The organism is Chryseobacterium sp. P1-3, from assembly GCF_000738495.1.
GTDB lineage: Bacteria > Bacteroidota > Bacteroidia > Flavobacteriales > Weeksellaceae > Chryseobacterium > Chryseobacterium gallinarum.
Map to the genome: position 1 here is coordinate 105,205 of NZ_JPEQ01000003.1, position 23,801 is coordinate 129,005.

The 23,801-nt window shown below is 37.7% G+C and carries 20 protein-coding genes and 6 pseudogenes; 10 read left to right on the plus strand and 16 right to left on the minus strand.

Annotation, left to right across the window (positions count from 1 at the left end; translation table 11 throughout):
* Positions 1 to 66 precede the first annotated feature (66 nt).
* From HX13_RS02520 to HX13_RS02535, 4 genes and pseudogenes are all read right to left on the minus strand, one after another.
* Positions 67 to 745: pseudogene (locus HX13_RS02520) on the minus strand (RluA family pseudouridine synthase).
* 9 nt (positions 746 to 754) lie between these two features.
* Positions 755 to 1,072, minus strand: coding sequence for a hypothetical protein (locus HX13_RS02525; protein ID WP_050019783.1), 318 nt, complete (start codon positions 1,070 to 1,072; stop codon positions 755 to 757).
* Between the two features lie 3 nt (positions 1,073 to 1,075).
* Positions 1,076 to 1,891 carry a 3-methyl-2-oxobutanoate hydroxymethyltransferase gene (gene panB, locus HX13_RS02530; protein WP_050019784.1) on the minus strand — a complete coding sequence of 272 codons (816 nt, stop codon included), beginning with the start codon at positions 1,889 to 1,891 and terminating at the stop codon, positions 1,076 to 1,078.
* Positions 1,892 to 1,953: 62 nt separating this feature from the next.
* Positions 1,954 to 2,667: a Crp/Fnr family transcriptional regulator gene (locus tag HX13_RS02535; protein ID WP_050019785.1), complete on the minus strand. Its 714-nt coding sequence runs from the start codon at positions 2,665 to 2,667 to the stop codon at positions 1,954 to 1,956.
* Between the two features lie 90 nt (positions 2,668 to 2,757).
* Here HX13_RS02535 and HX13_RS02540 point away from each other — a divergent pair.
* The 10 genes and pseudogenes from HX13_RS02540 to HX13_RS25280 all read left to right on the plus strand — a co-directional run bounded on the left by HX13_RS02540 (position 2,758) and on the right by HX13_RS25280 (position 12,391).
* Positions 2,758 to 5,137: pseudogene (locus tag HX13_RS02540) on the plus strand (heavy metal translocating P-type ATPase).
* Between the two features lie 109 nt (positions 5,138 to 5,246).
* Entirely contained in the window at positions 5,247 to 5,459 is a 213-nt protein-coding gene (ccoS, locus tag HX13_RS02545; RefSeq protein ID WP_050019786.1) for a cbb3-type cytochrome oxidase assembly protein CcoS, read from the plus strand.
* Positions 5,460 to 5,480: 21 nt separating this feature from the next.
* Positions 5,481 to 7,742: a cytochrome-c oxidase, cbb3-type subunit I gene (gene ccoN / locus HX13_RS02550; protein ID WP_050019787.1), complete on the plus strand. Its 2,262-nt coding sequence runs from the start codon at positions 5,481 to 5,483 to the stop codon at positions 7,740 to 7,742.
* 19 nt (positions 7,743 to 7,761) lie between these two features.
* Positions 7,762 to 7,962, plus strand: coding sequence for a cbb3-type cytochrome oxidase subunit 3 (locus HX13_RS02555; RefSeq protein WP_027373015.1), 201 nt, complete (start codon positions 7,762 to 7,764; stop codon positions 7,960 to 7,962).
* Between the two features lie 8 nt (positions 7,963 to 7,970).
* Positions 7,971 to 8,852 (plus strand): cbb3-type cytochrome c oxidase N-terminal domain-containing protein, encoded by an 882-nt coding sequence (locus HX13_RS02560; RefSeq protein ID WP_050019788.1) that lies wholly within the window; start codon positions 7,971 to 7,973, stop codon positions 8,850 to 8,852.
* 99 nt (positions 8,853 to 8,951) lie between these two features.
* A pseudogene (ccoG, locus tag HX13_RS02565) lies at positions 8,952 to 10,409 on the plus strand (cytochrome c oxidase accessory protein CcoG).
* A 67-nt stretch (positions 10,410 to 10,476) separates the two neighbouring features.
* Entirely contained in the window at positions 10,477 to 10,929 is a 453-nt protein-coding gene (locus HX13_RS02570; RefSeq protein ID WP_050019789.1) for a FixH family protein, read from the plus strand.
* Entirely contained in the window at positions 10,920 to 11,645 is a 726-nt protein-coding gene (locus HX13_RS02575) for a sulfite exporter TauE/SafE family protein (protein ID WP_050019790.1), read from the plus strand. The genes HX13_RS02570 and HX13_RS02575 overlap by 10 nt, the downstream gene beginning before the upstream one ends.
* A 309-nt stretch (positions 11,646 to 11,954) precedes the next feature.
* A complete protein-coding gene (locus HX13_RS23205) occupies positions 11,955 to 12,281 on the plus strand; it encodes a hypothetical protein (protein ID WP_238554972.1) in 327 nt (108 codons plus the stop codon).
* Positions 12,266 to 12,391 (plus strand): hypothetical protein, encoded by a 126-nt coding sequence (locus tag HX13_RS25280; RefSeq protein WP_262483474.1) that lies wholly within the window; start codon positions 12,266 to 12,268, stop codon positions 12,389 to 12,391. The genes HX13_RS23205 and HX13_RS25280 overlap by 16 nt, the downstream gene beginning before the upstream one ends.
* Positions 12,392 to 12,467: 76 nt before the next feature.
* Here HX13_RS25280 and serS read toward each other — a convergent pair.
* The 12 genes and pseudogenes from serS to HX13_RS02635 form a co-directional block, all read right to left on the minus strand.
* A pseudogene (serS, locus tag HX13_RS02585) lies at positions 12,468 to 13,737 on the minus strand (serine--tRNA ligase).
* Between the two features lie 70 nt (positions 13,738 to 13,807).
* Positions 13,808 to 14,329 (minus strand): hypothetical protein, encoded by a 522-nt coding sequence (locus HX13_RS02590; protein ID WP_050019791.1) that lies wholly within the window; start codon positions 14,327 to 14,329, stop codon positions 13,808 to 13,810.
* 39 nt (positions 14,330 to 14,368) lie between these two features.
* Entirely contained in the window at positions 14,369 to 16,159 is a 1,791-nt protein-coding gene (gene asnB, locus HX13_RS02595) for an asparagine synthase (glutamine-hydrolyzing) (RefSeq protein ID WP_050019792.1), read from the minus strand.
* A gap of 177 nt (positions 16,160 to 16,336) precedes the next feature.
* Complete coding sequence (locus tag HX13_RS23210; RefSeq protein WP_238554980.1) at positions 16,337 to 16,912, minus strand: lipopolysaccharide biosynthesis protein; 576 nt, start codon at positions 16,910 to 16,912, stop codon at positions 16,337 to 16,339.
* On the minus strand, positions 16,815 to 17,591 hold the full coding sequence (locus tag HX13_RS23215; RefSeq protein WP_238554973.1) for a hypothetical protein: 777 nt from the start codon (positions 17,589 to 17,591) through the stop codon (positions 16,815 to 16,817). Before HX13_RS23215 ends, HX13_RS23210 begins: the two co-directional genes overlap by 98 nt.
* 4 nt (positions 17,592 to 17,595) lie before the next feature.
* Positions 17,596 to 18,732, minus strand: a complete 1,137-nt coding sequence (locus HX13_RS02605) for a glycosyltransferase (RefSeq protein ID WP_050019793.1) — start codon at positions 18,730 to 18,732, stop codon at positions 17,596 to 17,598.
* A 96-nt stretch (positions 18,733 to 18,828) separates the two neighbouring features.
* A complete protein-coding gene (locus tag HX13_RS02610; RefSeq protein ID WP_050019794.1) occupies positions 18,829 to 19,317 on the minus strand; it encodes a hypothetical protein in 489 nt (162 codons plus the stop codon).
* 130 nt (positions 19,318 to 19,447) lie between these two features.
* Positions 19,448 to 20,242: a hypothetical protein gene (locus tag HX13_RS02615; RefSeq protein ID WP_238554974.1), complete on the minus strand. Its 795-nt coding sequence runs from the start codon at positions 20,240 to 20,242 to the stop codon at positions 19,448 to 19,450.
* Positions 20,220 to 20,561 (minus strand): hypothetical protein, encoded by a 342-nt coding sequence (locus HX13_RS02620; protein WP_050019796.1) that lies wholly within the window; start codon positions 20,559 to 20,561, stop codon positions 20,220 to 20,222. Before HX13_RS02620 ends, HX13_RS02615 begins: the two co-directional genes overlap by 23 nt.
* 12 nt (positions 20,562 to 20,573) lie before the next feature.
* Positions 20,574 to 21,360: pseudogene (locus HX13_RS02625) on the minus strand ((Fe-S)-binding protein).
* A gap of 77 nt (positions 21,361 to 21,437) precedes the next feature.
* A pseudogene (locus HX13_RS02630) lies at positions 21,438 to 22,767 on the minus strand (4Fe-4S dicluster domain-containing protein).
* A gap of 8 nt (positions 22,768 to 22,775) precedes the next feature.
* A complete protein-coding gene (locus tag HX13_RS02635) occupies positions 22,776 to 23,726 on the minus strand; it encodes an MlaD family protein (protein ID WP_050019797.1) in 951 nt (316 codons plus the stop codon).
* Positions 23,727 to 23,801 lie beyond the last annotated feature (75 nt).

Here is a 23,801-nt window from a genome sequence, read left to right on the forward strand (position 1 = left end):
AAGCTCCCCGCTTCCAGCTTCACGCCATGATTAAGCCCAATATTTATCCCGAACAGACTTTCTTTTTTATTCTTCACATGCTCTCCATACAGGATCATTTTGTGGTACAGGAGCTACGATTTCAATTTTTTCTTTAGTAACGGGATGAATAAATTCCAGTTTTCTTGCATGAAGATTGATTCCTCCATCCGGATTGGAACGTGGTGATCCATATTTTAAGTCTCCTTTAATCGGAACCCCTGTTTTAGATAACTGAGCACGAATCTGGTGATGTCTTCCGGTTTCAAGGTCAACTTCCAAAAGCAGGTAATTATCCAGGGCTTTGATTACATGGTATGTCAGAATTGCTTCTTTTGCCCCTTCTGTAGCTTTGGGAAAAACAATCGCTTTATTATTCTTTTCGTTTTTCTTTAAGTAATGAACCAACCTTTGACTTTGCGGAATCATTTCTTTTGCTACCACAGCCCAATACGTCTTTTTAATCTCACGGTTTTTCACCATCTGGGTCAGCCGGGAAAGCGCTTTGGATGTTTTAGCATAAATCACCAGACCCGAAGTAGGACGGTCTATACGATGAACCAGGCCGAGAAAAACATTTCCCGGCTTAGCATCTCTTATTTTTATATAATTTTTTTACAGTTTCTAATAGCGATTCATCGCCGGTTTTATCACCTTGTACAAGCTGACCGACTTTTTTGTTGACTACCAGAAGATGGTTGTCTTCATAGACAATTTGTTCCTTCATTTTATCCGTTTATCTTCTTCTGTTCGTTAATGAAAGGATAATCCCGGCAAGAAGCCCGATGGTTTTCAGGCTGGATAATCCTGAACTTTCAGGAAGAAATGCTCCTATCACGCATATCGCTGCTGCAGCATACATGGCATAAACAAAATTTTTATTGATAAGCAGGGGTGCCTGGATAAAAAAGCTTGCTCCAATTAGTACATAAAAGACTTTTCTGGAAAGAAGATGATTGATTTCAGGAGAAAATAAATTAAACCATCCTATAGCAAGACAAACCAATGCTGCAATAGATAATATTCCCTGAATAGATTGTTGTTGATTTTGCATTAATTAGTAACTTTCGTTTTCATTTGGAAATTCCACATTTTTTACATCTTTCACATATTGAGATACAGCTCCTGTAATTTCTGTATAAAGGTCAAGATACCTTCTTAAGAATTTAGGACTGAAGCCTTTATTCATCCCTACCATATCATGATATACAAGCACCTGTCCGTCGCAGTGAGATCCGGCACCAATCCCGATGGTTGGGATGGAAATGCTTTCCGTTACTTTCTTAGCCAGTTCAGCCGGAATTTTCTCCAAAACAATAGAAAAGCACCCTAATTCTTCCAAAAGCTGCGCATCGGCAACCAGTTTTTCTGCTTCCGCTTCTTCTTTTGCCCTTACTTTATAGGTCCCGAATTTGTAAATTGACTGGGGAGTTAATCCCAAATGTCCCATTACAGGAATTCCGGCATTGATAATCTTTTTAATAGATTTTGAAATCTCTTTTCCTCCTTCAATTTTTACGGCATGGGCACCTCCTTCTTTCATCATTCTTACTGCAGATTCCAAAGCTTTTTCGGGGTTGCTCTGATAAGTTCCGAATGGCAGGTCTGCTACCACCAAAGCTCTGTCGGTACCTCTTACCACACTTTGAGCATGATAGATCATCTGATCTAATGTGATGGGCAATGTAGTTTCAAAACCAGCCATTACATTTGCTGCAGAATCACCAATTAAAATAGCATCTACTCCTCCTGCGTCTACCATCTTTGCCGTGGTAAAATCGTAAGCGGTAAGCATTGTTATTTTTTCCTTGTCGAATTTCATTTTACGCAAGGTTTCAGTCGTAACTTTTTTAATTTCAGAGTGAACAGACATAATTTATCTATTTTTAAAAGTTAAAAAGTCGGCCTTGAGCCGACTTAAGTTTTGTATAATTTTTATAAAACTACGTGACCGAGTTTCATGAGTTTGTCGTGATTGAGAATTTTAATATTTCTTCCATCCACTTCAATCAGGTTATCCTGTTTAAATTCGGAGATCAAACGGATGGCACTTTCTGTAGCAGTACCGATAATGTTGGCAATTTCTTCCCTTGTTAAGGAGATTTTAATAAATCCTTCGGGATCTACTCCTAATTTCTGTTCCAGGAGCAATAAAATTTCCGCTAATCTTTCTCTTACTGTTTTCTGTGCAAGGAAGGTAATGGTATTGGAGGATTCTCCAAGTTCATAAGAAATTTTCTGAAGCATTACGAAAGACAGCTGCGGATCTACTTCCAGCAGATACATAAAAATATCTGCAGGTAAGAATACACATTCAATGTCTGTCATCGCTTCGGCTTTTGCCTGGAAGTTTTCCCCGCAAAGCAGGGAACGATAGCCGATGATATCTCCTTCTTTGATAAATCTTAAAATCTGGTCTTTCCCGAACGCCCCGGATTTAGAAAGTTTGGCAGCACCTTTCTCCAGAACAAATACTCCTTTGGGAGTTTCTCCGTCCTCAAAGATGGTATCATGTTTCTGAAAACTCAGTTTCTTTTTGCCATTAATGTATTTTTCAAAATCTGCGCTAGAAAGTCTTTCCTTGAATGATTTATCATTAAAAACTCTGGCGAACCTCTCTTCAATTGCTATCTGTTGTTCCTGCGGCATTTTATATGATATTTATCACAAAAATAGAACTTTTTAACTCGATAAACAAAAAAAAATTGTTATAATTTTGTACTTCAATATTTTAGGGTGGTGAGCGAGAACTGTTTTCATTGTGGTCAAGGTATAGAAAAGGAAAGAATTTTGTTTGATGAAAAGACTTTCTGCTGCAACGGCTGTAAGTCTGTTTATGAGATTCTGAATACAAATAATTTAAGCAATTTCTACGAACTGAATAAGGGAGCCGGAATCCGGCCAAGTGATGACAGCTCCGGGCAGTTTGACTACCTGGATACCCCCGAAATTTTTTGAGAAAATAACAGACTTCTCGGAAGGAAACACCAGTCTTGTCACATTTAAAATCCCTGTAATCCATTGTTCTTCATGCATCTGGCTTTTGGAAAGCCTTCATACACTGAACAAACATATCAAATATTCCCAGGTCAATTTCACCAGAAAGACCTTACAGATTTCTTTCAATCATAACGATTTAAAATTAAGCGAATTAGCTAATTTCCTAACGAATTTAGGATACAAACCGGTGATCAGCCTTGAAACCGCTGAAAAAAATGTGGATCATCTTGACAAATCTCTTCTTGTAAAGTTTGCCATTGCAGGATTTGCTTTCGGTAACGGGATGTTCCTTGCTTTTCCTGAATATGTGGGCGGAGAAGACTACTGGATGGAACATTATAAAGGCCTTTTCAGGGTGCTGATGTTTTTACTGGCATGTCCTGTTGTGTTTTATTCCGCCTCAGATTACTATAAATCTGCATGGTACGGTTTAAAAAACAAGATTGTGAATATTGATGTTCCTATCGTATTGGGAATCTTTGTCCTTTTCGGAAGGAGTATTTATGAAGTGGCAACCGATTATGGCCCCGGATATTTCGATACCCTTTGTGGCCTTTTATTCTTTATGCTGATGGGTAAACTCTTCCAGAAAAGAACCTACAGCGCTCTTTCTTATGACAGAGATTATAAATCCTTCTACCCCATTGCTGTAACAAAGGTAGACTTTGACGGAAAACAGGAAAACATCCTTCTTTCAGAGATAAAGGTAGGAGACAGGATTTTAGTTAGAAACCAGGAAATCATCCCGGTAGATGCGATTCTGATCAATGGGCAAGGAAATATCGACAATAGCTTTATCACCGGAGAAAGTGAAAGCATCAGCAAACAGCCGGGAGACAAAATTTTCGCCGGAGGTAAACAAATAGGTTCTTCTTTAGAGCTGGAAGTTATTAAAGATGTTGACCAGAGTTACCTTACCCAGCTCTGGAATAAGGAAGCCTTTAAAAAGCATGAAACAGGACTCGATACATTAACCAACAGTATCAGTAAATACTTCACCTTCATTATTTTAGGTATCGCATTAATTTCAGGGATTTACTGGGCATTTATCGATCTTGAAAAAATGTTCCAGGTTATTTCCGCTATTCTGATTATTGCCTGCCCATGTGCTCTTGCCCTGTCTGCACCATTCACTTTCGGGCATATTATGAGGATTTTAGGGCGAAATAAATTTTATGTAAAGGACACTTTAACAATAGAAAAAATTGCAAAACTGGATACTATTGTTTTTGATAAGACAGGGACTATTACGCACAGAAAAAAATCAAACATCAGGTATGAAGGTACCGAGATTAAGGAATTTGATTTATTGAATATTAAGACTTTACTGAAAAATTCAAACCACCCTCTTTCAAAATCCCTATACGAGTTTATTGAGGTAAATGATGACTACTTCCCTGTTGAAAAGTTTGAAGAAATCTCCGGAAAAGGATACGAAGCCCATATCAGGGGGAACATTTACAAAATAGGTTCCGCCCGTTACAACAATCAGGAGCCTAAAAACCTGGAAACGGCCGTATACATTAGCAAAAACAACCAGTTTTTGGGTAAATTCATTTTTAAAAATGAATACCGTCCGAAGCTGAAAGACCTGTTTAAAAAGCTTACTCCATACAAAATATTCATTCTGAGCGGGGACAATTCCTCCGAAGAAAGCCAGCTGAAAGAGCTTATTCCTAATTACCAGGGAATGGCTTTTAATCAAAGCCCGGAAGACAAATTGAACTATATCAAAAACCTTCAGGATCAGCATATGAAAGTAGCAATGCTTGGTGATGGTCTTAATGATGCCGGGGCATTGAAGCAGAGTAACGTAGGAATCGCTATTGCTGATGACACCAACAGCTTTACTCCTTCTTCCGATGTTATTATGAACGGTGAAAAAGTTGTTAGCCTGGATAACTACCTGAACGTCTGCAAAGGCTCTATAACAATTGTGAAAATGACATTCATAATTAGTTTTTTATACAATATTGTCGGGTTAAGTTACGCAGTCACAGGACATATGCATCCGCTTTTCGCTGCTATCATCATGCCAATCAGCTCGATTACGGTGGTTACCTTTACGACACTTTCAACCTGGATTTTAGGTCGGAAATATTTCAAAAAACAGGCCTGAAAGCCCTTATTTAGACTGATTTTAAATTAGCTGAAATCGGCATTTCGTGATGAATGTCATTATTTTTCACTAAATTTGAACCCCGAAAATAGGTTAATTTTGTTGTCCAATGGATATTCTATATTTAATGATCGTCTGCAGTGTTTCTTTGGCTGCGATCTTCCTGGTCGTATTTATAGTGTATGCCAAAAAAGGGCAGTTTGAAGATGATGAATCTCCGGCTGTCAGAATCCTTTTCGATGATGAAACCATCAAAGAAAATGATGAAACTGGCAACAAAGATAAAGACGAAAAAGAAATAGGAGAAAATAATAAAAATTGAGAAAAATAGTGAATAGTTGATATGGAAACACAAAAGTTTAGTTATGACAACAGTATTGTCCGTGCGTTCCTCTATGCGACCATCATCTTTGGTTTCATAGGATTTACGTTCGGGCTTACGGCGGCATTAATGCTTTTCTACCCTGAATTACCTGAATTCTTATTCGGTACAGATGATACAACCATCAGAAGTTTATCATCAGGTAATATTCAAGGGTTAATAAACACTCATGGTGCATTTGGTTTTGGTAGAATCAGAATGTTGCACACCAATACCGTAATCTTTGCATTTGTATGTAATATCGTATATGTTGGGGTATACTACTCCACACAAAGATTATTAAAAACAAGAATGTATAGTGATACATTATCTTGGATTCATTTCTGGACTTGGCAGTTTATGATTGTTGCTACGTTCATTACGTTCTTTATGGGAATCAATACTTCAAAAGAATATGCTGAACATGAATGGCCAATCGATATATTAATCGCTATTTCTTGGATTATTTTCGGGGTGAATATGATCATGACTATTGCAAAAAGAAGGGTAAGACACCTTTATGTAGCTATTTGGTTCTATTTAGGAACCTGGGTGGCAGTAGCAATGCTTCATATTTTCAACAACCTTGAAGTTCCATTATCTTTCTCAGGCTGGAAATCTTATTCTGCATATGCAGGAGCAAAAGACGCTATCGTACAATGGTGGTATGGTCACAATGCGGTAGCATTCGTATTGACAACTCCGGTTCTGGGTTTAATGTATTACTTCTTACCAAAAGCTGCAGACAGACCGGTTTTCTCATATAAACTGTCTATTATTCACTTTTGGTCACTTATCTTCGTATATATCTGGGCGGGACCTCACCACCTTCAATATACCGCTCTTCCGGCATGGGCACAGGCAGTAGGAACAGGTTTCTCTATTATGCTTATCGCACCATCCTGGGGAGGAATGTTAAATGGTCTTCTTACGTTAAGAGGAGCCTGGGATAAAGTAAGAGAAAATCCTATCCTGAAGTTCTTCGTGGTAGCTGTTACCTGTTATGGTATGGCAACATTTGAAGGGCCATTATTGGCAACTAAAAACATCAACAAAATTGGTCACTTTACAGACTGGGTTATCGGTCACGTACACTTAGGAGCTCTTGGATGGAATGGTTTCATGGCCTTCGGAGTTATTTATTACCTGGTACCAATTATGTGGAGAACAAAACTTTGGTCTGTAAAATTAGCTAACTGGCATTTCTGGTTAGGTACTTTAGGAATCATTTTCTATGCAGTGCCAATGTATATTTCCGGATTCACACAAGGATTAATGTGGAAACAGTTCAACCCGGACGGAACCTTATTATGGAAAAACTGGCTGGATACAGTAACGGCTATTATTCCTTACTTTAAAATGAGATTCGTAGGAGGTTTATTCTATATTTCCGGAGCGATCCTGATGATTGTTAACGTTATTGCTACGGTAAGAAAAGGATCATTCCAGAAAGAAGTTCCTGCTGAAGCACCTGCGCTGGCAAATATCGGAAACAAACGTAAGGAAGGAGAAGGATTCCACCTTTGGCTGGAAAGAATGCCGATGCTTTTAACAGTATTGTCATTATTCACGATCTCAATCGGAAGTATGGTAGAAATTATTCCTACGCTGTCCCTTAAAAAAAGTGTACCTACCATTTCAGCAGTGAAGCCTTATTCTCCGCTTGAGTTAGAAGGTAGAGATATCTATATCCGTGAAGGATGTAACGCATGTCACTCTCAGATGATCAGACCGTTCAGAGATGAGATCGTAAGATTCAACGGTAAAAACGGACAATACTCCAAAGCTGGAGAATTCGTATACGACAGACCATTCTTATGGGGTTCCAAGAGAACAGGACCGGATTTGCATAGAGAAGGAGGTAAAAATCCAAGTTCTTGGCATTACAAACACATGTATAACCCAAGATCTACTTCTGCAGGTTCCATCATGCCTCGCTACCCTTGGTTAATCGCTAATAACTTAGACAGGTCTAAAATGGTAGACAAAATGAAGCTGATGAAGAATACATTTGATGTACCTTATACTAAGGCACAGATTGATTCTGCAGATAAATGGGCAGACAACCAGTCGGCAAAAATTGTAAAAGATATCTTCTCTGAAGCAAATGACCTGAAAGAGGCTTATGCTAAGAGACCTCAGGGAGAATTAGAGAAAAAAGAAATCGTAGCACTTATTTCTTATCTTCAGAGACTGGGAACTGATATCAAAACAACGGAAATCAAAACAGCAAGTAATAACTAAAAAACATTAAAAGGTTCATATGATTCCTCAGAACTTTAAAGATATATTATCCAATACAGAAAACGCTGGTTTCTACCAGACGCTGGCTCTGATTTTCTTTATGCTGTTCTTCGTTGCTTTGATAATCTATGTTTTTAGCAAGCCTAAAAAATATTACAAAGAGGAAGAAGAAGCACCTCTTGGGGATGATGAAGATGACGATTTTAATTTAAAAAATTAGACTATTTTATGAAACAAAGAACACCTGTTGTCGTAAACATCTTAATAATAATCGGACTTTTAATCGTTTTTTATTATTTGTTCGTACAAAGTTATGCGTTCCTGGGTTCGCCATACTTCTGGGGAACTGTGGTGATCGCTGGTATCCTGGCTTATATTCACAATGCTATTGGAGATTTGATTGAAAACAATAAATTCAAAAAATTATCTCCTGAAGAAAAAGCGGCTTATCTGGCTGAAAAGAAAATTCCTTTTTTCAAAAGAATGTATGCTGCAGCATTCAAAAAGCAATCTGATACTGAAGAAAAAGATATCCTTATCGACCATGGTTTCGATGGAATCATGGAATTGGATAACCAATTACCAAAATGGTGGGTAGGTTTATTCTATTTTGGGACTGCTTTTTGTATTGTATACATCGCAGCTTACGCTTTCACAGATTTCGCACACCCGCTAAGCGAATATGAGAAAGAATATAAAGAACAGATGGCAAGCATAGCAATATATGAAGCAAGCCAGCCTCCTGTAACCATTGAAACAGCAAAATATTCAGCGGATAATATTGCAGAAGGTAAAGAATTATTCAAAACAAACTGTGCATCTTGTCACAAAGAAGACGGTAGTGGAGGTATCGGACCAAACCTTACTGATAACTACTGGATCAACCAGCCGGAAAAGACGTTATTTAAAAACGTATTCCATATGGACTGGAACGGTTCCCCTACCAACCCTGCGATGAGAGCATTCGGTAAAAACGGAGAAGTTTCCGGTGCTGAAATTGAAAAGATTGCAGCCTATGTATATCACATCAACCAGGAACTTCCACCAGTAACTCCGGCTCAGGGAGGAGCTGCTCCTCAAGGAACTGAAGCACACTGGGAAAAAGAGTAATTAAAAAAATTAGAAACATATGAAAAAAAACATAATTTGTTATTAGATCAAAAATAGTAACGAATTATGTTTTTTCTTTTTTTTAAAACATATTACAACATGTCAGACATAGAAGAAATAGAAGTACGAGGCGGACAGGGACAGGTTCTGGACCCTGAAACTTACAGGGATTCTATAGGCACGATGGACCAATCCGGTAAAAGGAAATGGGTATTCCCAAGAAAACCTAAAGGAAAATACACCAACTATAGAAATCTTGTAAGCTATGCATTATTAATCATTTATTTTACATTACCGTTCATCAAAGTCAATGGTAACCCATTGCTGATGTTCAACGTAATAGACAGGGAGTTTTTTATTTTCGGACAACCTTTCTATCCACAAGACTTTTTTTATCCTGACTTTAGGTGCTATTGCATCCTTGATCTTTATTATTGTTTTTTACGATTGCATTCGGAAGAATTTTCTGCGGGTGGATATGCCCTCAGACAATTTTTTATGGAATCGATTTTCCGTAAAATCGAATATCTGATCGAAGGGGACCGAAACAAGCAGATGAAGCTGGACAGACAGGAGTGGAACAGTGAGAAAATCTGGAAAAGGAGTTTGAAATGGTCTGTTTATATCGTTATCTCTCTGATCATTACTCACTTCATGTTCATGTATATCGTAGGGTATGAAGAGGTATTAAGAATCGTATCTGAAGGGCCTTTTGCCCATCCTACCAATTTTATAGTGATGATCCTGCTTACCGCTGCATTTTATTTTGTATTTGCATGGTTCAGAGAGCAGGTATGTACATTAGTTTGTCCTTACGGAAGACTTCAGGGAGTCCTGATTGATAAAGATACAATCAATGTTTTCTATGATTTCAAAAGAGGGGAAAACAGATCAAAATGGAGAAAAGGTGAAGACAGGAAAGCTGCTGGTAAAGGAGACTGTATTGACTGTCACCAGTGCGTCGTGGTATGTCCTACCGGAATTGATATCAGGGACGGGCAACAGCTGGAATGCATCAACTGTACAGCCTGCATAGATGCCTGTGATGAAGTGATGGACAAAGTAGGTCTTCCAAAAGGATTGATCCGATATGCTTCTGAAAACGAAATTGAAAAGCAGACTCCGTTTAAGTTTACAGGAAGAATGAAAGGGTTCACAGTGTTTCTTCTCCTTCTGGTAGGATTCCTGGGCTATCTTCTTTACAGCCGTGGTGAAATGGAGGCTAAATTCATCAAGCCTGCCGGAAGCACATTCTTTGTAAGAGACGGTAAGATAACCAATACGTATAATTATACCTTCCTTAATAAGACCAATGATAAAAAAATCGTTACGATCAAAGTCATTGATCCTGCTCATGGAGAGATCACTTATAGTGCTTCAAGCAAAATTCAGGTAGACAGAGATAAAATTTCAAAAGGAACAATCAATATCAGCTTCCCTGAAGATGAAATGAAACTTTCCAAGCAGAATATCACGATTGGCGTTTACGATATGAAGGGCAAACTTATAGATTCTTATCAGACCTATTTCGAAGGGCCGTTCAAACTACAATTTTAATTTTAAAAAAGAAATCTCCGTGGTCACCATCACGGAGGTTTTAAACCATAAATAAAATAAGGAAGAAATGAAGAACTTTAGTTGGGGACACGGTGTTGTAATTGCTTTGTTTGCATTCATCGCTTTTATATTATCCATGATGTTTCTTTTCCCGAACGGGCAGAAGAATTCTGAAATGGTAACAGATAATTATTATGAAGAGGAGCTGAAGTACCAGGATGTCATTGATGCCAAAAAAAGGGCGGACGATCTGCAGGAAAAACCTGTATACAATCAGGACAGCAGGGGAATTACAATTACTTTTCCAAAAGATTATAATAACTCAAATACTACAGTAAAGTTTGTTTTAAACAGGACTGACGACCAGAATTTAGATATTAAAAAGTCTGTACAGCTTGACGCCAACCAGTCTTTCACCATCCCGGCACAAGTATTGAAAATGGGAAATTATACATTAAGACTGAACTGGACAAAAGACAAAACAGACTACAGAATGGATTATGACCTGATATGGAAATAGGACTTGTAATATCGGCAATAGCCTTAGGCTTTGCTTCCGGTTTTCATTGTATCGGAATGTGCGGGCCTATTGCCTTATCGATGGGACTAACCAAAAAACAGGCGGCTAATTTCTATCTTCAGAATCTCACCTATCAATTCGGAAGGATTTTCACTTATTCTTTACTGGGTGCCCTTCTGGGTATTGTAGGCCAGGGTTTTGAGATGGCTGGTTTTCAGAAATACCTTACTATTACAGCAGGTATATTATTGATTGTCATGGCTGTATTCTCATTTGGCGGAAAAGATTTTGCTTCGAAAATTCCTTTCCTTTCCAGATTTTTATATTCTGTGAAGTCCAATTTAGGAAGGCTACTTCAGAAAGCAGATTACCGTTCACGATTTACTACGGGGATTCTTAACGGATTCCTGCCATGCGGAATGGTTTATATGGCCCTTACGGCCAGTCTCGCAGGTGGAGGAATATGGCAGGGAGCTTTATATATGGCCTTATTCGGATTGGGAACCCTTCCATTTATGTTTGCCATTGTTTTGGCCGGAAACCTTATGAATCAGGCTTTCAGGATAAAAGTTTTAAAAGCAGTTCCTGTTATTATGATCATTTTAGGAGGGCTATTTATTCTCAGAGGCTTAGAATTGGGAATACCTTACGTTTCTCCAAAAGCTGAGGCCATGACTATTTCTAAAGATCATAACGAAGCGGTTAATTGCCATTAATCAGAGCTTATACTCTCATGAAGAGAACCTTTGTTTTATTTCTGATAAGCATGTTGATGCTTTAATCATGTAATGTCAACTCTGAGATATCTATCACAAGGATGCTGCTATTACTTCGGTTACTGATATTGATAACAGGGCATTTATGACAGAAATGAAAGCAATGACGCCGGACTCGTTAAAACAGTATGAGTTTGCAGAAATGGAAAAGCTTTCCACTGCCTGGACAAGTATATATGAATTGGAAAAAAAAGAAGGGAGCTAAAAACCCAGAATCCCGATTCCATTAAAATCATAAAGAAGATTTTTATGAAATCCGGAAAGGAAAACAATAAAGCGGTTGGCTTTGCTTTTAAACTGGAACATTTCACTTCCGATGATTATCAGGTCCTGAAAAGCTTCACAAAAAACGAAAAACTGCCACTGGACCAGAATATCTTTAATAAATGGAACGGGAAAACCCTGATGATCAATACGGAAAATTTCAACCTTAAAAATCTGGAAGAAGCACTTCGTACGAAAAGCTCAAAAGAAGAGGCAGAAAAGATGGAAGGAATGATGACCATGTTTTTTAAAAAGATTGAAACTCTGAAATTTGAAAACAAAATCAAATCTGTTACGTGCACAATTGGCTAAGTCAGATAGATGATTATTCGGTAAAAATAGAATATGATCTGAAAGCTTTATATGATAAAGAAGCAGTATTTGAGAATCCTGATAAAGAAATTACTATCGTGACTGAATAAAAAAGTAACTTATTCTTATTTCATAAAAAAAGAGGTTGAACACGTGTACAACCTCTTTTTATTTTTTAGATCAGATTTAGTTAATTAAATCAAATCTTGCATATTCTGCAACTTTCTTAGGAAGCTTAATACCTTCCGCAGTCTGATTATTCTCAAGCAAAGCTGCCATAATTCTTGGTAAAGCCATTGCGGATCCGTTTAGGGTATGAACCAACTGAGACTTACCGTCTGCTTTGTAACGGCACTTTAATCTGTTTGCCTGGAATGTTTCAAAGTTAGAAACAGAACTTACTTCCAGCCACATTTCCTGTGCTGCACTCCATACCTCAAAGTCATACGTCATTGCAGATGCAAAGCCTGTATCTCCACCACAAAGTCTTAATACTCTGAATGGAAGTTCAAGATCTGTAAGGATCTCTTTGATATGCTCTACCATTTCTTCCAAAACAGCATAAGAATTTTCAGGTTTTTCAATTCTTACAATTTCTACTTTTTCAAACTGGTGAAGACGGTTCAGTCCTCTTACATGTGCCCCGTAGCTTCCTGCTTCTCTTCTGTAACATTGAGAAAAAGCCGTATTTTTAATTGGAAGGTCTTTTTCGTCCAACAACACATCGCGGTAAAGGTTCGTCACAGGAACCTCCGCTGTTGGAATCAGGTACAATTTATCTTCGTTGATATAGTACATTTGTCCTTCTTTATCCGGTAACTGCCCTGTTCCAAAACCAGAGGCTTCATTCACTACATGAGGAGGGTTCACTTCTGTATACCCTTTCTCTACGTTTTTATCAAGGAAATACTGAACCAAAGCTCTCTGTAATCTCGCTCCTTTTCCTAAGTACACCGGGAAGCCTGCTCCTGCAATTTTTACTCCTAATTCAAAATCAATAAGGTTATACTTCTTTGCCAGTTCCCAATGCGGAATGGCACCTTCACCAAGTCCTTCTACCGGGTGTGACTGGAAAATAATTTCATTGTCATCAGCAGATGCACCGCTTTTTACCAATTCGTTAGGAATATTCGGGATCTGGTACAGAATTTCCAGTAAGGCCTTTTCCTGTACTTCCAGCTGGGATTTCAATTCTGAACTCGACTCTTTGTACTGTGCTGTTTTAGATTTTGCAGATTCCGCCTCTTCTTTCTTTCCTTCTTTCATTAAAAGTCCGATTTCCTTGGAAATTTTATTGATCTCGGAAAGCTGGGAATCTAATTCAAACTGGATTCTTTTTCTTTCTTCGTCAGCAGCGATAGCCTCGTCTACCAACTCAAGATTCTTGAATTGTCTTTTTTTAAGACCTTCTAAAAACGCGTTCCTTATTGTCGCGTAAAAAATTGACTTGTAACATTTTATTGAGATGTTAAATATTAGAAAGTTAGTTTTTTATATACACTAACGATTGTACAAATTTAAAAAAATTATTTTTCGATAATTACGGTATTGATCGAATTGGGAGCATCAGCACTTTTTGAAAATACTTCCTTGCTGTTATAAAGAACCTTCGAGACCTGAAATAAGGTAGGACTCATACGATATTGAATTTCCAGAGTATCAACAATTGTATCCGTCACATTATTTACAGTAGTTCTAAGTGCCAATGTCATTTTGGAATGAAAAGATGTTCCTGTTCCCGGGCTGGCAGGACTTACAGAGTCTAACCTTCTTCTTTTGGCTCCGGCAATATATTCCATATAAAACAGGGAATCCGAAGTCATTCTAAGGGGAACATTCACCGGGGAAACATCTCTGTTTCCAAACATATCATTTACAGAAAATCCACTGTATGATCCTGCTTTTTTACTGTTCAACAGATCCGGATTAGTATTACTTTTCATATAGATATTCAGGATCTGATCAATTCTTTGCAAAGATTCATCGTCACTTTTACAGCTTAAAAGTGCACATCCTAATATCAGTATTCCAAAAACAATATTTTTCATTCACAGCAAAGATAAAATATTAATCTTTAGGCGCCTTCTTTATTTTTCAAAATATTTCTGATACCATAGCTCAAAAGTAACCAGTTGCCATACTTTTACCCAATCATATTCATTTTCGAGATGATTCCACCATTCATCTACTACTTCCGGCTTGAAAAATTCCCGTTTTTTTAAACTTTCCAAGGCTTCAGTAATGAAGGCCTGCATCTTTTTTTCATTTTTAATAAAATAATTGAGCGGAAAAGAAAATCCTCTTTTGGACATCTTTAAAATTCCGGAAGGAAGATATTTTTCAGCCACTTTCCGGAGTAAGGGCTTGTTCTGAACTCCATTGAACCTAAAGGTTTCGGGTAAAGAAGCGACGTAGTCTATTAAATCATTACTCAGATAAGGATAACGAAATTCCACTCCATATTTCATCGCGCTCAGATCATCCCGGAAAACATGGTGAGAAGACAGGGAATATTTCATATCATATTCAAAATATCCTTTATAATCCTTGGAATCCGAAAGGTGATATCCTGAAAGGTCAGTATTTATTTTTTGAAAGATATCATCACTGATAATACGCTTTACCTCACCGGGTGTCATACTTACCTGGCTTTGACGGAAAAAATCAAACATATTATCCTGGGAAAAATAATTTTTCACCCTTGCAGAGAATGAATCATTGGTAAAAATCAAATGCCTTATTGCGTTAAAGTTCCTCATGAAAAGCCACTTTTTAAGCTTCATTGTGTGGGAATAGCCTGCAAAAAGTTCATCGGCACCGTTGCCACTGAGAACTACCTTAAATCCTTTCTCATGAGCATATTTTGCAGCATTAATCAAAACTTCAAGGCTGCTGTAAGGTTCTTCAAAATGTTGTATATTCTCTTTAAGTTCTTCTAAAACTTCTTCATCATTTACGTGGAAGATATTATGGGAAACTCCAAAATAAGCTGCTGCCAGAGAAGCATTCGCCACTTCTTCTTCAGAAAAAGCATAAGAAACAGTATAGGTATTTATATTACCGTTAAACGGTTTTGATTTGGAAGCAATCAAGGTGGAATCTATTCCTCCACTCATCATAACAGCAACCGGAACATCAGCATATAGCTGCTCTGAGATGCTTTCAGATAATAATTCATCTATTCCTTTAACTGCCTCAGCCTCAATAATCTTTTCATCCGTTTTTAGAGACAGATTCCAGAACTTTTCATTGGTTATAGTCTGGTTTGTTAGGTCTACAATCATTAACGAAGCCGGTTCCAGGGAAAAAATATTGTTAAAACAGGTCTCCGGAGCCAAAGTGGTCTGAAAAAGGAAATTGGTATACACTCCATTCCAGTTAATTTCAGCCTTTACCAATTCATTCTTTAACAAACCTTTTATTTCTGAAGCCCAGACCAGCCCCTGCCCGCTTCGGTGATAGAATAGAGGTTTCATTCCTACCCTGTCTCTTCCCAGAATAATTTTCTGCCGGGCAATATCTGCAATACAAATGGCAAACATTCCATCCAGCCTGGCGAACATTGAGTTTCCCCATTCCTGATACGATTTCAGGATAACTTCAGTATCAGAAGAACTCCTGAACAAGTGGCCCAGTTTTTCAAGCTCCCGCTTTATTTTTTTAAAATTGTAAATTTCTCCATTGAAAGTGATGATAACCTGTTCATCCTCAGAAAGCATAGGCTGATGCCCTCTTTCAGAAAGATCTATGATAGAAAGCCTGCGAAACCCTAATGCAATCTCTGAATATTCATCTTTTAAAAGCGGAAACTGCACTTTTACCGGTTCTGTAGAATCATCTCCTGAAAAAGATTGACTCTTTTTTTTTATCTTTCTCATATAGCCAGAATCCTTCATCATCCGGACCACGATGTCTGATCGCCTGATTCATTTCCACAATATTTTTAGAGGAAATACTTTTATGAAATGAATAATATCCGCTGATTCCGCACATAGTAAGAATTAATAGGTTTGTAAAAATAAGGAAATGACTTGGTTCATAAGGACCTTAAGGAGTTATTTCCGAAGGAATTTTTCTTGTAAAATCCTAATTTCTTCTTTTGTGATCATATAGTCTTTCCATTGAAATTCAACTGAACGATAAAACTTCCGGAATAGAAATGCTGCTGAAATCAGATAGGAAATCGTTGTGGCAAAGCAGGCTCCCCAAATTCCCCATTCAGGAATCGCTACCCACGACAAGCCAATAGTCGCCAGCAGCCCTGCAATGGATTTGATATTCAATATCTTCAGTTCTTTAATCCCAGAAAAATAATATCCCACCATATCACTTACGGCAATGGCAAAAATCCCGGGTGATAAAAAAAGCATAATAAGTTTTGTATCCCTGAATTCTTTTCCAAAGATCAACTCATAAACCTGTGAAGGAATCATAATAATTCCTGCTATAAACACCAGCATTAAGAGAAAGGTTAATTTAAGCGAAGATTTTGTTTTCAGCACAGATTCTTCTCTGCTTTTACTATTGACAACATCAGAATACAGAACGACAGCTATACTGCGTGTAATAGTCCATATGGCCTCCGAGAAGGTAACCCCGATAGAAAAAAATTCCCACGCTCGAAATACCATCAAAATATTCCAGGAAATAAAAGGAAAGCCTGTAATTAAGGAACTGGATAAAAGCGCTCAGCTGAGTTTTCCAGCCATACTCAAACATATCCCTGGCTACTACCCCTGAAAATGATATTGCTGAAATTTTACATTTCCTGATAATCTGAAAGAAACTGGTAAAAAATAATAGGGCAAGACATCCAATCTGCGCCATAAAATAAACAGAAACATCCTTTTGGTTAAAAACATAAACAAGAATACCGATGAATATAAGGTGTACCAGCTGCTGCAGAACCGTATAAACATTAAACCTTTTAATGTTCTGAGTCCCGATGAACAGATTAATATTGGTAGATAATAAGGACGAAAAAACCGAAATCCCGATAAGATAGATAAGATATTCACTTTGAATGGAGGCAAAACTGAATAAAAAAGGGATCAAAATACCGATCAGCAGAGACCATACATAAGCGTATAATAAAACCTGCTCTATTTTAAACCTTGAAGCAAAATAAGAAGTACTGCTCCCGGAAAATATACTGCTAAAAAAACTTACTGCCGCCACGTTGGCAATCACGATAGAAATAGTACCCTTTCCTTCACTGCCCCACATATTGGTAGAATAAATCACCAGTCCGAAACTCAGGATAAGAATCAGAAAACGGGAGATAAAAGTTTTAATGACAGACAGCTGCATGGGATCAGTTTTTATCTATGGACCTTTTTACAAAATCAACAAAGGAATCACTTATCATTTTCCAATTGTATCTGTTCATAAACTCTTTTCTTGCATTGGATGCATGTATATCATATAATTCCGGATTTTCAATATAACTGATGATAATATCAGAGATTTGTCCAGCATTTCCCGGATCTACAAGATGCCCGAAGGTGAGGCTTCCCATATGTTCCCGGATGCCTTTTAAATTGGAATAAATAACCGGTTTCCCCGCTCCCATAAAATAAAACAGCTTTATAGGAAGTGAATGGTGATTTTCAAAATTAAATTCCCGGAGATCAAAACAAATATCTGCTTTGGCAAACGTTTCTGTAAAATGTTCAAAGGGAACCGGTTTTACTATTTCAATGCCCTCAAAAGCATATTGTGAAAGTAATTTGGAGAAATACAATTCATCACTTTCTTTCCGTGTGGCTCCTACCAGTAAGATTGTAAGATTAAGCCCGGGAAGTTTCTTCCGGACATTATCTACTGCTTTGAAAAAATTTCCGATCCCTTTATCTTCAGAAATCATGCCCGTATAGCAAAGTGTGAGGGTATCAGGCTGTAATGTTTTTATACTTTCCTTAATATAACCAGGGTCCGGATAATAAGGCAATATCATCTGTTTTTTAAACCAAAACAAATAGGCTAAAGGAAACTTTTTTGTGGTTTCGCCAAAAATAAAATGAGTACTTAAAAATCCTGCATACAGCTGGATCAGGAAGAATTTTACGGCATGGAATAGTTTAGACGGATAGGGATACACTTCTAACATCGACATTGCAGGATACCATTCGGTAACGTCATAGATACAGCTTACTTTCCTTTCTTTTACATACCTTTTTACCGCTACTACTGCTAAAGGTTCGGAGCAGATAATAGTATCAGGTTCAAATAAATAGCATACCTTCCGGAACGTCTCCATTTTTGTTTCTATGCTTTCACTCAAAACAGAATAGGCTTCCACTTCAATCCCTTCAATAACCCCCTTATAATCTGCATATAAGCTGCAAATCTTAACTTCGAACCCCTGAGCTCTGAGGGTCTTCGCCTGATGATAGAAGATCCTGTCGTCATCATAGCTGTGAGAAGTGGTTAAGAAAAGTATTTTAGGCATTAATTTTTTCTGAGGTTCCTACAAAGATACATTAAAACAAAAAAGTGGAAAACACGTTCCACTTTATGATGTATAGCAATCCCTGACGGAGTTTACTTATTTTATTGATGCTGCCCAGCTCTTCTCTAATGGAAGAAGAAAGTGGCTTAAAAAGTCCAGATAGGTATTTTTTGAAAAATCAAACACCTGGATATCTTCTGAAAGCTCTCCATTTCTAAGTTTGCTTTTAAAGTCCATCAGTTTCAGTGTTTTCACTTCTCCGTTCTCCACAAAGCTGGCTTTCATCCTGTCAAAAAGTCCTAATTGATATTCTTCGTCAATTTCCCTCATCACTTTCCCTAAGGCGTCGATACTACACCCTGAGGCCATCTCTTTTTCTTCATCCACGCATACCACTATAAATTGATTTTTTTCAATTTTGAAAGAAGAAGAAAGTGGTTTTCCGTGCGCAGCCCACGTAGCCAGGAAGTCAAATAATTTCTCAGTAATCGCTTTTGCCTCTTTTGTTTCAAAAGGTCTTGATGCCGGATATATAATAACCCGGTAATCATTGGTTTCTACTATATTAGATTCTTCGATTTTCATAAAACAAATATTTTATAAGGCCATGATAGTCAACTATCTTCATCTATTTGATCATTCAGAATTTTAATAGTGTGTTTTCGTGCCCTTTCAGTTCAAAGAACAAAATTACGTAATTTTCGTGAGTTTAAGATTATTGTATTTTTGACTTAACACATACAACATCATGATGAAAAGCGGAAAAATAAACGGAAAGAAAAAAACGTAATGCCGCCGACTGTGGGAAGAAAAAGAATTTAATGTATACATTTACCAGAAACAGAACCGAAATAAGTCTTACCCAGACGTCTTTTGATTTCCAGAAAATTACTGTTATCATGATGGCAACAGAAAGGGTTACTTTTTTAAAATAAATAATTTTGATGTATATAACCTGTAAATAAGCGTATAGGGTTAAATTCACCGGCTGTGTGGAAATGATAGGCCTCCTGTCTATAAATGAATCATAAAAAAGATCTGTCCAGCCCGGATAATGATAAAATTTCATGATAAATACATACATCAACAGAATGACAACACCTTGTATGACTAGTGAAAAATCAATAGTCTTTTCATTAAAATAATTTAATAGGAATACAGCTCCAAGGTAAGACAGTGTAAAGGTGGCATAGTCAGGCCGTATAAAAGTAATCCCTAAAAGGAGTAAAAATATTGTCCATTTACTCCAGTTTTTTAGTAAACCTATCACAAAGATGAGGATAAACTGGAAAATGAACATATCCGGAGTGGAAACCCTGGCCATATAAGTCATTGGAGGTAACAGCATCGATGCTATTGTCAGCAGGACCGCAAGTCCATATTTTTCGGGAAACAGGATTTTTAAGATATAAAAGATCAGTAATCCTGAAAAAAAATAGGAGATAAGGCTTACACCCAATACCGACATGGGTGGTGTAAGTCCCAGCTTAAAAAAAAAGTGCAATGACAAGAATATAGCCTATTTTTATTTGAAAGTAAGGCAGTTGTTCTGTAAAAGACTGAGTATTCTGAGCAAAATACTGCCTCGGAATATCCCAGGGTTTTGTTCCGATAAGGTCTGTATAATGATCTGAAGGGGCCTCTTCTTTTATGGTTGAATATGTAATTTCCCGCACTTTATCGGGTGAATCAGGGAATTCCCATGTATATACGCTCCCCAGATATCCCGGCATATCCCAATCATAGACCCTGTTGTTATAATTCCAATACGTAAGAAAAGCAAGTACGGCGATTATAAACAGGAAGGACATCCTCCATTTTACCTTCATAGAACAAAAATATTACAAGTCTTCTGCTTCAGCAAGAAGTTCAACAATATCTTTTACGGCAACCTCAGTATTTTTGTTAAAGTGCTTCACGCCATCCGTCATCATGGTATTGCAGAAAGGACAGCCTGTAGCAATCACTTTAGGTTCAACAGATAAAGCTTCTTCAGTTCTTTCGATATTGATATCTTTATTTCCTTTTTCGGGTTCTTTGAACATCTGTGCACCTCCTGCTCCGCAGCAAAGACCATTTGTCCTGCAACGCTTCATTTCAACAAGCTCAGCATCCAGTTTTTCAAGTAAAACCCTTGGTGCTTCATATTCATCATTACCACGTCCCAAATAACATGGATCATGAAAGGTAATTTTCTTTCCTTTGAAAGCTCCGCCTTCAATCTTCAGCCTTCCTTCTTCCATTAATGATTTAAGGAACTGGGTATGGTGCACTACATCGAAATGCCCTCCCAGGCTTGGGTATTCATTTTTAAGGGTATTGAAACAGTGCGGACATGCCGTTACAATTTTCTTTACCTCATAGGCATTTAGAACTTCAATGTTCGTAAGCGCCATCATCTGGAAAACAAATTCATTTCCGGCTCTTTTTGCAGGATCTCCGGTACAGCTTTCTTCCTGTCCCAGGACCGCAAATTCAACCCCTATTTTATTTAATATTTTGCAAAATGCCTTTGTAATTTTTTTTCGCACGGTCATCAAAACTTCCGGCACATCCAACCCAGAATAAGACTTCCGGAGATTTTCCTTCGGCAGCATATTCTGCCATTGTTTTTATATTGAAATCCATTTCTTCAAAATTAAATAATGTAACAATCTAGCAATATATCAATGTACCAATTTGAAATTGTTACATTGGTACATGTATTAATCATTTGCCCAGTTCAAACGGTCTGCTTGATTATATTGCCAAGGAGCGGCATTGTTTTCCACATTCGTCATCATCAGATTCAGTTCCTGCGGAGCAGCAGACTGTTCCATTACCAGGAATCTTCTCATCTCAAAAATGATAGAGAGTGGATCAAGCAGCACAGGGCAGGCTTCCGTACAGGCATTACACGTAGTACAAGCCCAAAGTTCTTCTTTTGTAATATAATCGTTTAACAGTTTTTTGCCGTCATCAACAAATTTCCCATTTTTATCAATATTTCTGCCCACTTCTTCAAGCCTGTCTCTGGTTTTCATCAGAATCAATCTCGGAGAAAGCTTCTTACCTGTAATATTGGCAGGGCATACGGAGGTACATCGTCCACATTCTGTACAGGAATAGGCATTCAGTAATTGTACCTGGTTCAGATCAAATACATCTTCCGCTCCAAATTTAGAGGGAGCAGCATCACCTTCTCCTTCTGCCGGAGCTGCATAAGGGTCTGCATTGGGATCCATCATCAATTTAATTTCCTTGGTCACAGAATCAAGATTATTGAATTTGCCTTTTTTATCAAGATTGGCGTACCATGTGCTTGGGAAAGCAAGGATAATATGAAGGTGTTTGGAATAATAAAGATAATTCATGAAGAAAAGGATTCCTACAAAATGGAACCACCAGGCTCCTTTTTCGGTAAAGTGTAAAAACCCGTCACTGAAATTACTGAACAAAGGTCCTAAAACAGTGGAGCTGATAGGAAAGCTTCCAAGCTCCGGTAATACGTTTCTTTGTTGTAAAACCCAGTCTGCGGCATTCATTTTAAAAAACGCCATCATTAGGGCAAATTCTATAATAAGAATCCAGTTTGCATCATGTTTCGGCCATCCGAACAGCTCTTTCATGGTTAATCTTTTAACCCCGTAAAAGTTTCTTCTGATGAAAAATATAACAACCCCGATGACTACAAGAAGTGCCAGGATTTCTAATGTTGCCGTAAAGAAGCTGTAGAAGCTGTTCCCAAAAACAGAGGCCAGAAAACGGTGAGTTCCGAAAATTCCGTCTACAATGATTTCAACAAGCTCTATGTTAATAATGATAAAACCTACGTACACAAAAACGTGAAGTATTCCGGCAACAGGACGTTTTTACCATTTTGCTTTGTCCCATCGCCACTCTCGCCATGGTACTCCAGCGTTCGGATTTTCTGTCATTTCTGTTGATTTCATGGCCCAGCCTGATATTTCTGTATATCTTTTGGAGGCTTTTGGCAAATAAACCAAATCCGGCTACTAATAAAATCAGGAAAATAATGTTATCGATGTACTCCATAGGGCATATTAGTCTTTATTATTCTTACCAAAAACAGAGAAATTGATATATCTCTTAGGGTGCGCTTTCATATCTTCAATCAGTGAATTCAAATTGGAAGAAGCAGAATTCAGGTTATTATAAAGTTGTTCATCCTTCATCAGTTTACCTAAGCTTCCTTCTCCTTTATCTATTCCGCCAATTACCTGGTTCAGCCTTCCTACTGTGGCATCCAGGTTCGCGATAGCAGCATTCAACTGTTTGGTATCAATACTTTGAGCAAGATTACCATATTTATCCAGGGTTACCTTTCCGCTCTGCATTGTAAGACTTGCATCATCCAATACTTTCTGAAGTTTAGGATCATTATGCCCTACCAGGTTGTTTACACTGGCTGCAGTAGTTTGTAATGCTCCTACCGTTTTGTTAAGGTTTGACAATAAAGCTTTGATTTCAGCCCTATTCTGTGCATCCACGATCTGATTGGCATTGGCCATCAAAGAGTCTACTCTGTGCAGCACTACCTGGAGCTGATCTTTTACAGGACCTACCTGTGATGAAAGGCTTCCCAGGGTTCCCAGTTTGAAAGCTCCCTGTAATGTATCTCCATCTTTTGCAGTAGCTCCGCCATAGACAAGATTTACTCTCATTTCCTTACCGGACATTAATCCCGGTTCAAAGATTTCCAGAGTAGAGTTTTTGGAAAATTCAAATTTGTTATCAACCGTAACTTTTACCACAAAACTGATCTTACCGTCTTTAGAGGTTTTAGGAATAATTTTATCCACCTGCCCTACTTTCAGACCATTAATAGATACTGCGGAAGACTGTGCCAGACCTTCTACATTATCGTATTTTGCGTAAAATATATTATCGGTAGTAAAAAGGCTTTTCCCTTTCATAAATTGAAACAACACCACAAAGCCTACGACAGCCAGAAGTGCAATCACACCAGCTTTTAATTCTTTACTGAACTTCACTTGCTAATTTTTTTCTAATAAGCAAATATAATACATTTTAAATAAATCTTTTCCTTTATTATTCTGCGTTAAATA